Origin of the sequence: Curtobacterium sp. VKM Ac-2889, from assembly GCF_015350855.1 — a bacterium.
Lineage (GTDB): Bacteria > Actinomycetota > Actinomycetes > Actinomycetales > Microbacteriaceae > Curtobacterium > Curtobacterium poinsettiae.
Map to the genome: position 1 here is coordinate 397,917 of NZ_JADKSC010000003.1, position 14,609 is coordinate 412,525.

Genomic DNA, 14,609 nt, shown 5'->3' on the forward strand with positions numbered 1-14,609 from the left:
CCTGCGCCAGGCCGGAGACCCTGATCGATCGACCTCGCCGCCTCACCGCCAGCTGACGAGAGACCGATCGACCACAGCTCGCGCACGCGCGATGTGACCGCGCACGGTCGAGTGCGGCAGACCCAGCGCCGCGGCGATCTCGGCGTAGGACCGACGCTCGAGATGGCGCAACTCCCAACACCGTCGCTGCATCGGCGCCATACCGTCAATGACCCGCTGCGCGGCTGCGACCAGCAATGCTCGCTCCGCGACGGCTCCCGGGGCGTTGTCGACGGACACAGGAGCCGTCTCATCGAGTTGCGTCCGGTACCGCGTCGCAGCACTCCGGAGCCGATCGAAGCTCCGGCGTCGGACCGCGGTCACGAGCCATGCCGTGATCGCGTCAGCATCGCGCAGCGCTTCGAGATGGGTCCACGCGGCGATGAAGGTCTCCTGCACGACGTCGTCGGCTTCACTGGACCCGCGCAGGATCCGCACGGCGATCGTTCGGAGCAGAGCAGCATTCCGCCCGACGATCATCGCGAACGCGCGATCGTCCACGGCGTCGGGAGCCACTCGCATCGGTGCCGCCGGCGGAGCGAATGCGTGCTGCTCCTTCACTGGGTTCCGTCGCCGGACCGGGGACTCGAGCACCCCGGTCGGGGCGGACGCGGTCTGCTGCAGTGTCGTCATCGACATACGGGTCCACTCCTCGAATCAATTGCGTGAGGATGTTTCGGACTCGTGGAGCAGGAGGGTCGGTGGGCGAAGGTCCCCAGTGCGAGGGCCAGGACGCCGGAACGACAACCGCTCGCTGCGGAAGCGCGGTCCGGAACCGGACGTTCTACCGAGGCAGAGAACGGGACCGCGGCGATCCGGTCGGCGACGCGGTGGATGCGGCGGCGATCGTCTACGAGCCGACGAGCCCCGTTGCCAAGGCGACGATCACACCGACGCCGGCGAACACTGCAACCAGACCCCCGACGATCGCGGCGAGCTGCTGGTCCTTGTTCATCCCCATGGTCGGAGCATACGAGTTCCGACCGCTCGGTCGTGGCCTTCGGTCTCTGTAACGGACCCTGCAGCACCGTGGTCCCGAGCCGGACTGCATGCGTTGTGGCGCAGCCCCAGCACGTTCTGGTCCGGCCTCGTGAGTGGGCCCTGCCGGGATCGAACCGACGACATCCACGGTGTAAACGTGGCGCTCTACCAGCTGAGCTAAAGGCCCTCACCACGATCCTAGAGTGTCAGCGCTCGATCGTCGTCGAACCGAGCAGGCACGTCACGACGTCCCGCACCGGGGTCGATCGCACCGGATCACGAGGCCAGGCACGTCCTCGTCCCGGTCGTCCGTCGCACCACCGGACAGCACCATCGGGGTGTCGTCGGCGGTCAGGCCGATCGCCAGGGTGCCGGTGCTCGACCGTGCGTCCTGCAGCGGCGGGAACCGGGCGATCGTCGTCTGCTCGGAACCGGTGCACCGCGCATCACGGCACGACAGGAGTCCCAGGGTGCCGCGTTCCTCGTCACGGACCGCGACGAGTGGCCGCCCCGATCGGTCGATGACGAACGCCGGGAGCAGGTTCGTCGGCCCGTTCGGCGTGATGTCCGTGTGTGACGAAGACGAGCACGACGCATCCGCGCAGAACGTCAGCCGTTGGGTCGCGATCCCGTTCGACCGCGCGAGCACGACCGGGTTCCCGTCGCCGCCGATCGCCACCCGCGCGTCGTACGCCTCGTCCCACGCCCGCACCGGCTTGCCCGGCGGGATCGCGTGCGACAGGTCGCGGACGACGGGCTGGCCGCCGTCCGGGCGGAACGACACCAGCCGCAGGGCGGAGAAGGTCGGTGAACCGGCGTCGGTCTCGGACACCAGCGAGACCACGGCGGTGCCGTCCGGCGCGACGGCGACGTCCACACCCTGGTGGTCCAGCGGCGGGATCCACGGCAGCGCCACCTGCCGAACCGTGTGTTCGGCGCAGGACACGTCTTCGCAGAACACGGCGACCAGGTGCGAGCGTCCTTCCGGTTCACCGCCGCGGGCGATCCCGACCACGACCGGCCGGTCGCCGGAACTCGCGACTGCCACGTCGGTCATCCAGTAGCTGACGCGCCCCTGCTCGGTCTCCACGATGTCGACGGCGGCGACCGTGGTGCGGCGCCCTTCCGGGCGGTCCACGGCCGGCGCCTCGTCGGCGGAGTCACGCTTCTCCGCCCGTCTCCCCGCGGGCCAGGCGGCACCGTCCGACTTCGGTGCCACATCGAGTTGGTCCGCGCGTGAGTGCACGACCTCGAGCTCGTACTGCTGCGCTTCCTCGCCGTCGAACCGCACCTTCCACTGGGCGGTGAGCAACCCACCGTCGCCGGCGCTCCCGATCGCGGAGCCGCCGGTCAGGCCGGGCATCTCGACGGGGGTGTCGCACGACGCGTCCCCACACATCCGCAGACGGCTGGGCGGTGTCGACGGCGTGCTCACGACCGCCGTCCGGCCTCCGACGTCCGCGATGTCGCCGCCGAGCAGGCCGCGCGCATCCGCAGGGGCGGCGTCGTACTGCACGACGCCGATCGGATTGCTCGAGACGATCACCGCGAACACCACCGCCGGGACGACCACCACGCCCGCTCCGACGAGTCCAGGTCGCGCCCGTCGTCCCCCGGCCACCGGGTCCGTCGTCAGCGGTGACCGGAGCCGACCGCCGTCGTTCCGTGTTGCGGCCCCGCGCACCGCGATCGCGACGACGACCAGCACCAGGCCGGTCACGGCGATGCAGCACCAGGCCACGACGACGCTGCTCCGGAGCGCCGACGGCGGCAACAGGCGCAGCAGCAGCAGGACGCCGACCCCGAGCACCGTCACCAGTGTCGCTCCCCCGACGAGCGCACGACGTGGCGTCGCCGTCGCCTCGTGTCCACCACGGACGATGACCCGACCAGATCCCCAGGCGCGACGGTAGGCCGATCGACGGGGCACACCGGCCACGACCAGCGCCCAGCCGAGCAGCAGCGGCGCCACGATGACGGCACCGACCGCCAGCAGCACGACGATCACGACGGTGCCCCATCCACCTGCCCGCCACCACACAGCGGTGGCCGTCACCACCGCCACCGCCACCAACGCGACGAGAGCGGCCTCGACGACGAGCCGCCAGTGGTGGACCGACCACCGCCAGGCGTCGCGCGGCCCCGCCACCGCATCGTCTGCGGCCGCGAGCACGACCACGGTGGCTGCGGTCACCCCGAAACCGAGCCCGAGCGCCGCGATGACCGCGCCCACGGCGAAGAGGGGCGCAGGCACCCCGGTCCCGTCGAGGGCCGCGAACGCACCGTTCACCAGGGCGACCCGACCACCCGGTACGCCGAGCAACAGCACCACCCCGGCCAGCAACAGCCCGGCAGCGAACGGCGCCCCGAAGGCGAACACCGCACGGCCACCGCTCCAGACGATCAGCGGCACGGGTGGTGGGCCGTACTGCCGCCGCACCGCGGTCCCCGTCGATCCGGCGCCTGCGACACCCGTCCCCGGTCGTGCATCATCCATCTGCTCGTCCCCCTCCGACAGCGTCCGCCCATGCTGTCAGGTTCGACGGCACACGTCCAGAAGGTGACATTTCAGCCGTCAGCCCGCCCCGGTGCACGAGCGACCGACCCGAATGGTTTAGCCCAAACCTTACTTTCAACGATATGAAGCTCTACGCTTAACCCATGCAGCCCGAGCCCGTGTTCGCCGTGATCGTCGACCTGGTCGACTCCCGCACGCTCGCGGACCGCTCCGCAGCCCAGCACGACGTCGAGCGCGCGTTCGACAGTACCGCTGACGTCACCGCCCTCGATCCCCTGCGCGCCACCGTCGGCGACGAGTTCCAGGTCATCTACGGCACGCTCACCGACGCGCTGCTGGCGACCACGGCAGCGACCCTCGCGCTCCCCCAGACGGTGCAGATCCGGCTCGGCATCGGCCGCGGACAGGTCCGGACGATCGGTACCGGCGGCGGCGGCCCCCTGCAGGACGGCCCCGGCTGGTGGTCGGCGCGGGACGCCATCAACGAGACCCACCGCCGCGAGGACGGCCGGACCGCGTTCCTCCGGTCCTGGTACCACGACGCGGACGACCGCCACGGAACGACGGAGCGCCTCGTGAACGCCTACTTCCTCGGTCGCGACCACGTCGTCTCGCGGCTCGCACCCCGCGCCCGCCGGATCGCACTCGGGCTCGTGCAGGGCCGGACGCAGGCGCAGATCGCCGCGGACGAGGGGATCAGCCCGTCGGCGGTGTCCCAGACCGTGCAGAAGTCGGGCGTGGCAGCCGTGGTCGAGGGCCTCCGCGTCCTCGGGGACGGGGGCCGCTGATGCTCGCCGGTGTCCTCCTCGCCCTCGTCGGGCTGGCCGACGTCGTCCGAGCACGGACCGGGACGGACGCGGCACCACGGCGCGTGCTGACCACCACCGTGATCGTCCTGCTCTGGGCCGCCGTGACGACGACGGCGGTGCTCGGCCTCGGCCTCGCCGTCTGGTCGGCGCTCGTCACGGTCGTCCTCGCAGCCCTGTGGGTCGCGACCACGATCCCGGTGCGCTCCGGCGGAACCCCCGGCGGTCGGGATCGACCACTCCCCTGGCTCCGCCGCTCGGGGTCCTGGCCGGCCGTCCTGCTCGCGGTCGCCGTCGCCGTGCTGCTGCTCTGGGCGCCGGGCCCGGACGCGCCCGGCTTCGTGGCCGACTGGCACCGCGACGCCGGCCCGACGTTCGTCGGAGCCGTCCCGCTCGCAGCGATCGTCGCCGGCGTCGGCTCGGCGCTGTTCCTGGTCGACTCGGCCAACGTGGTCGTCGCCCAGGCGCTGCCACAGGGGCTGTCGTCCGACGCACGGCCCGACGCGGCGGCAGCGGCCGAGCAGACCCGCCGCAAGCGCTTCGGCTGGCGCCGCACCGCCAAGGCACCCGCGGCCGACGCAGCCGCAGCCGCGGACAGCACGGTCACCCTCAAGGGCGGACGCATGATCGGCCCGATCGAGCGGCTGCTGCTGGCCGGGTTCTCGTTGGCCGGCGCCTTCCCCGTCGTCGCCGCCCTGATCGCCGCGAAGGGGATCGTCCGGTTCCCCGAGATCCGCCGCGAGACGACCGGGTACCAGGCAGAGTACTTCCTGATCGGCAGCCTGGTGAGCTGGGCGATGGCCTTCTCCGCCGCCGGCATGTGCTGGTTGCTGGCACTGGGCTGACGAACGCACCCGGCCCCCGATGTCCGCAGGTACGCTCTCCTGCGTGAACGGTGTCGGAGTCGGTGTGCTCGACGAAGCCGGGCGGCTCCGCCTGCTCGGTGCAGGTGTGACGGGTGCCGCCTTCGCCGTCGTGCTGGTCATGCTGGTCCTGTCGTCGTGGACCGAGGCGACGACCACCGTCCTGGTCTCGGTCGGCATCCCGACCGCGGCGGCCGGAGCCGCGATCGCCGTCGTCCTGCAGCGCCGAGCCTGGCGCGCCGAGGGCGGCTACGAACGGTCGATCGTCGTCCGCGAGTGGATCGCCGACGGCCAGGTGCCCGCCGGGGTGCCGGCAGACCAGTGGATCCCGCTCGTGCAGGCCCAGGCCGACCGCGAAGGCGCCGGCTGGGGCAAGGTCGTCCTCGGCGTGCTGTGGATCGCGATGACGTGGTCGATGCGCGACCAGCACGGCACGCTCATCACGACGATGCTCATCCTGCTCTGGAGCGCGATGGCCCTGTGGGCGGCCGTCTGGGTCATCCCCCGTGCCCGGGCAGCGCGAGCGCTCCTGCGTCGCGGCGTCTCGACGATCGGCTGAACCCCGGTCGGCTGAACCCCGCTCGGCTGAACCCCGCTCGTGCGCGCCTGACTACGCTCGGACCCATGCAGAGTCGCACCCTCGGCCGCACCGGCCGCTCCGTCTCCCCCATCGGCCTCGGCACCTGGCAGTTCGGCGGTGACTGGGGTCCGGTCTCCGAAGCCGACGCGAACGCCGTCATGGACGCCTCCGTCGAGTCGGGCGTCACCCTGTTCGACACCGCCGACGTCTACGGTGACGGCCGGAGCGAGCAGCTCATCGGCGCGTGGCGTGCCGCGAACCCCGACGTGCCGCTGACGATCACCACGAAGATGGGCCGTCGCGCCGACCAGGTCCCCGAGAACTACGTCGCCGCGAACTTCCGCGAGTGGGTCGACCGCTCCCGCCGGAACCTCGGTCAGGACACGCTCGACCTCGTGCAGCTGCACTGCCCGCCGACCCCGGTCTACGAGGACGACGCCGTCTACGATGCCCTCGACGCCCTGGTCGCCGACGGCTCGGTCGCCGCCTACGGCGTCAGCGTCGAGACCGCCGACCAGGCGCTCACCGCGATCGCCCGGCCCGGCGTCGCGAGCGTCCAGATCATCCTCAACGCGTTCCGGCTCAAGCCGCTCGACCGCGTGTTGCCGGCCGCTCTGGAGGCAGGGGTCGGGATCCTCGCGCGCGTCCCGTTGGCCTCGGGGCTGCTCTCCGGCAAGTACACGACCGACACGTCGTTCGCCGAGGGCGACCACCGCAACTACAACCGCCACGGCGAGGCCTTCGACCAGGGCGAGACATTCAGCGGCGTCGACTACGACGACGGCGTGCGCGCCGCCCAGACCTTCGCGGCGTCCCTGCCGGACGCCGTCTCCGTCCCGCAGGCAGCGCTCGCGTGGATCATCGCGCAGGACGGCGTCACGGCGGCGATCCCGGGCGCACGCAACCCGGAGCAGGCGCGTTCGAACGCCGCTGCCGGCGACCTGCCGCCGATCGAGGGGCTCGACGCCACCGTCCGCGACCTGTATGACACGTGGTTCCGCGCGAGCGTCCACGACCGCTGGTGAACCTGCGGAGCGTCGCGGTCGCGGTGGCCGCACTCCTGCTGCTGTCCGGGTGCGCGGCGCCCGGAGCGGTGACCACCCGTGACGCTCCGCCGTGGCCACGCCCGACGGACCTGACGGCCCGCGCGGAGTCCGCCGGGCTGCACAACGTCTGGGGCGAACGGCTGGCCGAGCACGTGCACTCGCACCTGACGATCCTGGACGGCGACGAACCGGTGACCGTCCCGGCGAACATCGGTCACTCCGACGACCGCGAGTTCGCCGCCGAGATCCACACGCACGACACCTCGGGCATCGTGCACGTCGAGTCCCCGACGAAGCAGACGTTCACGCTCGGGCAGTTCTTCGACGAGTGGGGTGTCTCGCTCGGTCCGGAGCACGTCGGTGGCCTGCGCGGCGAACTGACCGTGTGGGTCGACGGGCACCGACGGATCGGCAACCCGCGATCGATCGAGCTGACGGACCTGCGGCAGATCGTCCTCATCGTCACGACCGTGGGCGAGGTCCCCCGCCTGCCGGCTCCCTTCGACTGGCCGCCGCAGTACGACTAGCGCCGGAACCGGCTCGCTTCAGGCCTCCTTCGCAGCGACCCACGACAGGTCGAGGTCCCACTGCTCGACCGAGCCGGCCGGCAGCTGCCACACGTACTCGTTCTTGAGTTTCTTGCCGTCCTCGCGGAACGGCCCCGTCCGGTACGGGTAGAACGCGACCGTCGGCAGTGTGCCGGGCGGGGCCGTGCGGATCGCGTTCGAGAAGTCCTTGTTCAACCGGCGGAGCTCGGCGATCACGGCGCCGCGAGCGGCATCGGCGTCGAACCCACCGGCGCCCGTGGCGAGCTGGAACGCGATGTGCAGCTGCCGGTCCCCGTGGTCGTCCTCGTAGCTGATCAGCCGGTGGTTCTCGACGGCTTCGAGCAGCTCCGGGTCGCCGTACACGACGTCCCGCACCACGTCGGGCGCGACGACGGCCCCGTTGTAGTCGACGGACAGGTCGGACCGGCCGTAGTGGAACAGCAGCGGCAGGTCGAGCTCGGCCTCGGCGGCGAGCGCCGCGTGCCCCGTCGCCCGCAGCACGGAGCGGAGTTCCTTCATCCGCACCACGTGTCCGCGGTCGTGGATGTTGTACCGGATGCGGGGGCTGATGTTCTCGGAGCGGGCGATCGTCACCACGAGTTCGCCGAGGTCGTTCGTCTCGATCAGGTAGCCGAACGGGTTGAACTGGAACACCATCGGCAGCACCCCGTACTCGCCCTGCTTGGTCAGGGCGGCGGAGAGTTCCGGTGAGGCGGCGATCGCCCGGCGGAGCTGCACGCTGAACGGTGTCTCGATGCCGAGGTTGATCTCGAGGTCGCTCGCCCCGTAGGAGCCGAGCACGGCCTGCGCGTACTGCTCGATGTGGGCGCGCATGTTCTCGCTGATGCCCTCGCCCCCGAACGCGGCGACGATCGTGTACTGGCTCCAGTCGAGCCGGTCGTCCTCGAACAGGGCCTTCAGGAACGGTGGGTAGCTGCAGATGATGTAGGTGAAGTCGGTGCCGAACTCCCGCATCGTCTGCACGATCTTGTCGCGGTCCGGGCCGATCGACTTGATCATCGACGACTCGGTGAGCGAGGCGGTGACGTTCATGCCGGTCGCCCAGGCGCCGAGCGAGAAGGCGTTGAGCACGAACGGCTGTTTGGACAGGTCCTTCGCGGTGCGCGAGAACCCGAGCTGCAGCAGCTGTCGGGTGGCCTGGCGTTCGTCGGGCCCGCGCACCCAGCTGGTCGGGGTGCCGCTCGATCCGCTGGACTCGTCGACGACGACGCCGCGTCGGGGCAGGCGGCCGTCGATGCAGCGTTCGGGGATGCTCCAGCGCTTGACGTAGGAGTCCTTGTCCATCTCGGGCAGTCCGGAGATCGCCGCGGCGATCCCGCCGCGGGTGTCGAGCCTGGAGGCGCGTCCGGACTCCGCCAGGAACGCCCGGTAGGCGGGGACCCGCTTGGCGGCCCGTTCGGCGGTCCGCCAGGCGCGCCAGCGTCCGAGGGTCCAGCGGAGCGGCTCGATGCCGGGCGTGAGCAGGAGCTTGTGGGTGCCGACGCGGGGCATGAACAGTGCGACGAAGGTCTCGACCACCCACACCACCGTGAACACCGCTGCGCGCTTCACCGGGTCCCCCCGACGGTCATCGCTGCTGCGGGTCGGCGGTGTGCCAGGGGTGGTGGGTCGCTGTGTCCGAAGCGGAACAGCATCCAGGCCATCCGCCCGTCGGACTCGTCGACGCCCGCGCGTTCCACGAACGCGGCGTGTGACCGCGGGTTGGTGATCACGGTGCCGAAGGGGTGCATCGCGATGCCGCGTGCGGAGAACTCGAGCCAGATGCGCATGAAGACCCGTCCGGCCTCGACGTACTCGGCCGGGGTGCTGAACGGTCCTTCGAGCCAGGCGAGCTGTCGGACGCCCCGCATGGTGGTCAGGTACACCCTGCGGAAGACCCCGCCGATGCCCGGTGCCTGCCAGAGTCCGCGGTGCTCCATGGCGAACCGGAGCACCGGGCCGGGCATGAGCATCGTCTCGGCGGACAGTCCGTCGCCGGTGGCCGCTGCCTGTCGCTTCGAGAACCGCAGCCAGTGCAGGATCTCGTCGTGCACGGCGTCGTGCTGCAGGTCGTCGAACAGGGTCTCCTGGTTGACGCGGACGATCTCGTCGACGGTGGCACGGTCGTCGGTGGTGCGGAAGCGTTGCCCGGCCGCCGAGGCGATGGCGGCTGCGGCCTCGATCGCGGTGGCGTCCACCAGGGTCGAGTCGTAGGGCCTGCGTGAGGTGCGCCGGGCGAGGAAGCCGGCCAGGGCCTCCCGGTCGTCGGCGGTGACCACGTGCGGACGCAACGTCACGGTGCCCAGCCGGTGCAGGTGGTCCTCGGCACCAGCGCCGAGCCGACCGAAGTCCATCTCGGCGTGGTCGAGCTGTTCCTGCACGGTGAACCCGTGCGCCCGTGCCACCACGTCGAGCCCGGCCAGGAACACCCCGGCGCAGACGTGCCCGAACGGGATGCCGAACGATTCCGCCGGCAGCCCCCGTCGCAGGTCGTAGAACACGGTCGCGGTGTGGTCGTCCTCGACGCGCACGACGATCGGTTGCGAGTTGTGCGGCGACGGGTAGTGCCGCGCGTCCTCGATGATGCCCGTCCACGGTGATGCCATCGTTCCCCCTCGGTGGTCCCTGGCGACGATCATACGAACCCTTGCCGTCCGCCATGCCCGTCGGGGCATGCACGGTGGAGGACTCCTGCGTACCCTGCTCCTCGTGCAGACCATCCGGACCGGGACCGACCTCGCCGCGGTCGAGGACGTCGTCGACGCCGTCGCGGCCCACGGCGAGCGGTACCTGGACCGCGTGTTCACCGTCCGGGAGCGCGCCGACACCGGTGACGACCCGGAGCGCCTGGCGGCTCGGTTCGCCGGCAAGGAGGCCGTGGTGAAGCTGCTCCGGCCGGCCCCGGACCAGGCGATCCCGCTGCGTGACGTCGCCGTCGTGCTCGACGCCGCCGGCGCCCCCACGGTCACGCTCTCCGGGGCGGCGGCAGCGCTGGCGGAGTCGATCGGGTGCGGCCCGATCGCGATCTCGCTGGCGCACGAACGGGGGCTTGCGGTGGCGACGGCGGTGGCCCTGTCCGAGCGGTGACCCGGGGCGCGTGACAGGGGTGCGGTTTCCCGCATCCGCACGGCGGTTTCCCGAGGGCTGTTCCTCTTTATGGTTGCCGTCATGGAACAGGACCCGAACCCCTCCAGCGCCACCGCCACCGCCACGATCGCCGGACCGGCCACCGACCGGGCCGTCCGCCGTGCCCTCGCCGAACACGGCCGGCTGACGGTCGACGCGTGGGGCGTCGCGTCGATCGCCGACCTCTACGTCCTCGGCCTGACCTCGCACGCGACCGTCAACGTGATGCTCGCGGTGGAGTCGGAGCTCGACGTCGAGTTCCCCGACTCCGTGCTCAACCGGTCCACCTTCGCGAGCGTCGAGTCGATCACCGCCGCCGCGGAGCTCGCCGCGGAGCTCGCCTCGTGACGCTGGTCCTGCCGGCACCGTCGGTCGTCGACCGGTTCGCCGAGCGTGCGAGCGCGGTGGCCGAGGTCGCCGCGCAGTTCGCCGACGAGGTCGACCGCGACGCCCGGCCCCCGCGTGAGGCCATCGCCGCGATGCGGGAGTACGGCCTGCTCGCGGCAGCGGTGCCGACCGAGCACGGTGGCGAGGGTGCCTCCGTGGCCGAGCTCTCGGCGATCGCGACCGAACTCGGCCGGGCCTGTGCAGCGACCGGCATGGTGTTCGCGATGCACCAGGGCCAGGTCATGGCGCTCTGGCGGCACGGCGGCGACGGCGCGGGCGTACTCGAGACCATCGAGGACGTCCGGGGCGGGGCACTCGTCGCGTCGGCAACGAGCGAGCGCGGCGTCGGCGGCGACGCCCGGCGTTCCACCTGCTCCATCGAGCCGACCGACGACGGCCGGATCCGCCTGCGCAAGGACGCGCCGGTGATCTCCTACGCCACCGAGGCCGACGCGGTGTTCGTCACCGCGCGCCGCGACCCGGACGCCCCGGCGTCGGACCAGCGACTGCTCATCTGCCGCACCGACACGATGGTCCTGTCGCAGACGTCGACCTGGGACACCATGGGGCTCCGCGGCACCTGCAGCAACGGGTGGATCCTCGACACCGAGACGACGACCGACCGGGTGTTCCGCGACGACTACGCCGCGATCTCCGCCCAGACCGTCCTGCCGGTGTCGCACGTGCTGTGGGCCTCGGTCTGGCTCGGCATCGCCGTGTCGTCCGCCGAACGTGCCCGCAGCGCCGTCCGCAAGCAGGCCCGGGCATCCGTCGGCACGACCCCGCCGGGTGCCCTCCGGCTCGCCGAGCTCCTGGTCGACCTGCAGGCGCTGGCCGACTCGGTGCGCCACGCCGCCGAACGGTTCGACGCCGCCGCCGACGACCCGGACGTGCTGGCCTCGAGCGCGTACGCCCTCGCCGCGAACGCCCTGAAGATCGGTGCGTCCGAGCGCGTCACCGACATCGTCACGAAGGCGCTGCGCATCGTCGGGATCGCCGGCTACGCCGCATCGGGTCCGATGAGCATCGCCCGCCACCTCCGAGACGCCCACGGTGCCGCCGTCATGGTGAGCAACGACCGTCTCCTGGGGAACGACGCCGACCTGGCCATCATGACGGGAGTGATCCTGTGACCACCACGGACACCACCACGCACACCACCGACGCCTCCACCGCGGACACCGCGGACACCGCCGGCACGGACACCGCCACGGCGCTCGACGCCGCCCGCGCCGCCCTCCGCGCCCGCCTGCTCACCGACGGCGTGCTCCTCGACCTCGGCACGCCCGGCCTCTACGGCCGCACCGGGGTGTTCGAGCGCGTCTCCGCCGCGGTCGACGCCGCAGCAGTCCGCAGCCAGCAGCACCTCGGCGCCGAGGTCCTGCGTTTCCCGCCGGTCGAGCCGCTCGCGTCGTTCGAGCGCACCGACTACATCGCGTCGTTCCCGGACCTCGCCGCGTCGATCTCCGGGTTCACCGGCGACGACCGCACCCACCGCGCGCTGCTCGCCGCCCGCGAGCGCGGTGAGCGCTGGGAGGGCTTCCTCGAGCCGGCCGACCTCATGCTCACCCCCGCTGTCTGCCACCCCGTCTACGGCCTCATCGGCGACACCGTGCCGCAGCAGGGCCGGTTCCTCGACGTCCTGGGCGACTCCTTCCGCCGGGAGCCCTCGCTCGACCCGATGCGCCTGCAGGCCTTCCACATGCACGAGTTCGTGCACGTCGGCACCCCCGCGTCCGCAGCGGCCCACCGCGACGGCAGCATCCCGGTGATGCGCGCCCTGCTCGAGTCGTTCGGGCTCGAGATCGACGTCGTCCCCGCCAACGACCCCTTCTTCGGCCGCGTCGGGCAGATGCTCGCCCGCAACCAGGTCGAGCAGGCCCTGAAGTTCGAGTTCGTGACGAAGGTCTACGGCGCCGACCACGACGCCACCGCGATCAGCTCCGCGAACCTGCACGAGGACCACTTCGGTACCTCGTTCGGCCTGCGCACCGAGGACGGGCAGGTGGCGCACAGCGCCTGCATCGCGTTCGGCCTGGAACGCATCACCATCGCCCTGTTCGCCGCCCACGGCACGGACCTCGACGCCTGGCCGGCGTCCGCCAGCGCCGCCCTGGCACTGTGACCACGCTGCACGGCTGGTCCGGATCGCCGGCGATCCGCGCCGCGGTCCAGCTCCCCGCCGCCGCGCGCGCCGGTGTCGTCATCTGCCCGCCGCTCGGGCAGGAGGGCGTCATCGCGTACCGCACGCTCCGCCTGCTGGCCGACCGTCTGGAGGCCCGTGGCATCGCCTCGGTGCGCTACGACCCGTCCGGACGTGGTGACGGCGCACCCGACACCACGTCCGACGCGCAGGTCCGGTCCGCGCGCCACGCCGCTGCGCTGCTCCGGTCGACGGGCATCCGGGACGTCGCGTTCGTCGGGCTGGCGTCCGCCGCACTCGTCGCCGCCGCTGCCGCCCAGACGACCGACGGCCTGCTCGTCTGGGACGCCCCGGCGTCCGGCAGGGGCTGGCTCCGCCGACAGCGTGCCCTGGCGACGATCACCATCGGGGCCGATCGGGTCGTCGACGGTGTCGAGAGCCTCATCGGCATCGAGGTCGACACCGACGAGGCCGCCGCACTGTCCGCCCTGGCGTTCGCTCCGCGCACCGGACCGACCGTCGCCCTCGTCCGTCCGGGTACCCGTGCGCCGAAGCCCCTCGGTGGCGTCGAGGTGACCGAGGTCACCGGCAGCCCGGAGCTGCTCGACGGCACGAGCATCCACGCCCGGATCCCCGGCACCGCCATCGACACCGCCGTCGCCTGGCTCGGTGCCTGGGCACCCACCGCTGCGGCACCCGTCGCCCCGCCCGAGCTCGACGAGGTCCTCGACGTGGACGGCCGCGTCTCGGAACGGATCGTCCGCCTGGGCCCCGAGCGGCTGTTCGCCGTCGAGACCGTGTCGTCCGCGCAGCACCACGACGCCCCGCTCGTCGTCCTGCACAACGGCGCCGCGGAGCACCGCGTCGGCGCCACCGACTACCAGGTCGGACTCGCTCGGGCCCTGGCACGCGACGGCGCTCGGGTGGTCCGCGTCGACCGCCGCGGCACGGGCGAGAGCAGCGCCGTGCACGAGGACGAGCGCAGCTTCCTGTTCGCCCAGGAGTGGGTCGAGGACCAGTCCGCCGTCGTCACCGCCCTCGGCGAACCCTCGGACCGTCTGGTGCTCGTCGGCATGTGCGCCGGTGCCTGGCTCGCGGGCCGCTCGGCCGAGGAGGCCCCACGCCTCGTGGTCGAGATCAGCCCGAACGACTACCGGCGGCATCCCGCGGCCCCCGGGAGCTACGAGGACGCCGTCCGCGCGATCGACGCCCCCTCACCGACGCGACTCTGGATCCGGCACCGCTACAACGCCCTGGTGCCGAAGGCCCTCCGCGACCGCATCGCCCGACGCGACCGGGTCGGCGGCGTCGTCGAGCACGTGCGCCCCCTCGTCGAGCACGGCACCGACGTGGTCGTGATCGTGGCCCCGGACGACGCCGCACTGTTCGACCGTCTCGGCGGGCAGAAGGCCGTGCGTCGCTACACCGGCACCGGCCGCCGTGGCGCCCTGTCGGTCGTGCGGGTCGAGGCCGGCGACCACTCGCTGTTCTCGCCCGTGATGCGGCAGGCGGTGCAGGCCGAGGTGCGCTCCCGCGTCGCGGCGACGTTCCCCGTGCCCGCCTGACGGCTGC

Annotated in this window: 14 protein-coding genes and 1 tRNA gene; 10 read left to right on the forward strand and 5 right to left on the reverse strand. The window is 72.2% G+C overall.

Annotation, left to right across the window (positions count from 1 at the left end; all coding sequences use genetic code 11):
* Positions 1-42: 42 nt before the first annotated feature.
* The 3 genes from ITJ50_RS12065 to ITJ50_RS12075 form a co-directional block, all read right to left on the reverse strand.
* The gene (locus ITJ50_RS12065; protein ID WP_194590578.1) at positions 43-600 is read right to left on the reverse strand and encodes an RNA polymerase sigma factor; all 558 of its coding nucleotides are present in this window, start codon (positions 598-600) and stop codon (positions 43-45) included.
* A gap of 534 nt (positions 601-1,134) precedes the next feature.
* Positions 1,135-1,207 (reverse strand) — tRNA-Val (locus tag ITJ50_RS12070).
* Between the two features lie 54 nt (positions 1,208-1,261).
* Positions 1,262-3,517: a hypothetical protein gene (locus ITJ50_RS12075; protein ID WP_194590579.1), complete on the reverse strand. Its 2,256-nt coding sequence runs from the start codon at positions 3,515-3,517 to the stop codon at positions 1,262-1,264.
* Positions 3,518-3,681: 164 nt separating this feature from the next.
* Between ITJ50_RS12075 and ITJ50_RS12080 the strand changes: the two genes are divergently transcribed.
* The 5 genes from ITJ50_RS12080 (at position 3,682) to ITJ50_RS12100 (ending at position 7,360) form a co-directional block, all read left to right on the forward strand.
* Complete coding sequence (locus tag ITJ50_RS12080) at positions 3,682-4,326, forward strand: SatD family protein (RefSeq protein ID WP_159556430.1); 645 nt, start codon at positions 3,682-3,684, stop codon at positions 4,324-4,326.
* Complete coding sequence (locus ITJ50_RS12085) at positions 4,326-5,189, forward strand: hypothetical protein (RefSeq protein ID WP_194590580.1); 864 nt, start codon at positions 4,326-4,328, stop codon at positions 5,187-5,189. The genes ITJ50_RS12080 and ITJ50_RS12085 overlap by 1 nt, the downstream gene beginning before the upstream one ends.
* 43 nt (positions 5,190-5,232) lie before the next feature.
* Complete coding sequence (locus ITJ50_RS12090) at positions 5,233-5,766, forward strand: hypothetical protein (RefSeq protein ID WP_056068335.1); 534 nt, start codon at positions 5,233-5,235, stop codon at positions 5,764-5,766.
* A gap of 65 nt (positions 5,767-5,831) precedes the next feature.
* Positions 5,832-6,812, forward strand: coding sequence for an aldo/keto reductase (locus ITJ50_RS12095; protein ID WP_042538995.1), 981 nt, complete (start codon positions 5,832-5,834; stop codon positions 6,810-6,812).
* Positions 6,809-7,360, forward strand: a complete 552-nt coding sequence (locus tag ITJ50_RS12100) for a hypothetical protein (RefSeq protein ID WP_056068331.1) — start codon at positions 6,809-6,811, stop codon at positions 7,358-7,360. The genes ITJ50_RS12095 and ITJ50_RS12100 overlap by 4 nt, the downstream gene beginning before the upstream one ends.
* Positions 7,361-7,378: 18 nt before the next feature.
* Here the strand turns inward: ITJ50_RS12100 and ITJ50_RS12105 are convergent, their stop codons facing one another.
* Both ITJ50_RS12105 and ITJ50_RS12110 read right to left on the reverse strand, forming a co-directional pair.
* Complete coding sequence (locus ITJ50_RS12105; RefSeq protein WP_235517466.1) at positions 7,379-8,953, reverse strand: phenylacetate--CoA ligase family protein; 1,575 nt, start codon at positions 8,951-8,953, stop codon at positions 7,379-7,381.
* Positions 8,950-9,987: a hypothetical protein gene (locus ITJ50_RS12110; RefSeq protein WP_194590581.1), complete on the reverse strand. Its 1,038-nt coding sequence runs from the start codon at positions 9,985-9,987 to the stop codon at positions 8,950-8,952. The genes ITJ50_RS12105 and ITJ50_RS12110 overlap by 4 nt, the downstream gene beginning before the upstream one ends.
* Positions 9,988-10,090: 103 nt before the next feature.
* Between ITJ50_RS12110 and ITJ50_RS12115 the strand changes: the two genes are divergently transcribed.
* The 5 genes from ITJ50_RS12115 (at position 10,091) to ITJ50_RS12135 (ending at position 14,602) form a co-directional block, all read left to right on the forward strand.
* Positions 10,091-10,468 (forward strand): holo-ACP synthase, encoded by a 378-nt coding sequence (locus ITJ50_RS12115; protein WP_194590582.1) that lies wholly within the window; start codon positions 10,091-10,093, stop codon positions 10,466-10,468.
* A gap of 81 nt (positions 10,469-10,549) precedes the next feature.
* Positions 10,550-10,855 (forward strand): acyl carrier protein, encoded by a 306-nt coding sequence (locus tag ITJ50_RS12120; RefSeq protein ID WP_194590583.1) that lies wholly within the window; start codon positions 10,550-10,552, stop codon positions 10,853-10,855.
* A complete protein-coding gene (locus ITJ50_RS12125) occupies positions 10,852-12,027 on the forward strand; it encodes an acyl-CoA dehydrogenase family protein (RefSeq protein ID WP_194590584.1) in 1,176 nt (391 codons plus the stop codon). Before ITJ50_RS12120 ends, ITJ50_RS12125 begins: the two co-directional genes overlap by 4 nt.
* Positions 12,024-13,019 (forward strand): amino acid--[acyl-carrier-protein] ligase, encoded by a 996-nt coding sequence (locus tag ITJ50_RS12130; RefSeq protein WP_194590585.1) that lies wholly within the window; start codon positions 12,024-12,026, stop codon positions 13,017-13,019. Before ITJ50_RS12125 ends, ITJ50_RS12130 begins: the two co-directional genes overlap by 4 nt.
* Positions 13,016-14,602 carry an alpha/beta hydrolase gene (locus ITJ50_RS12135; RefSeq protein WP_194590586.1) on the forward strand — a complete coding sequence of 529 codons (1,587 nt, stop codon included), beginning with the start codon at positions 13,016-13,018 and terminating at the stop codon, positions 14,600-14,602. The genes ITJ50_RS12130 and ITJ50_RS12135 overlap by 4 nt, the downstream gene beginning before the upstream one ends.
* The last annotated feature ends 7 nt before the right edge of the window (positions 14,603-14,609 follow it).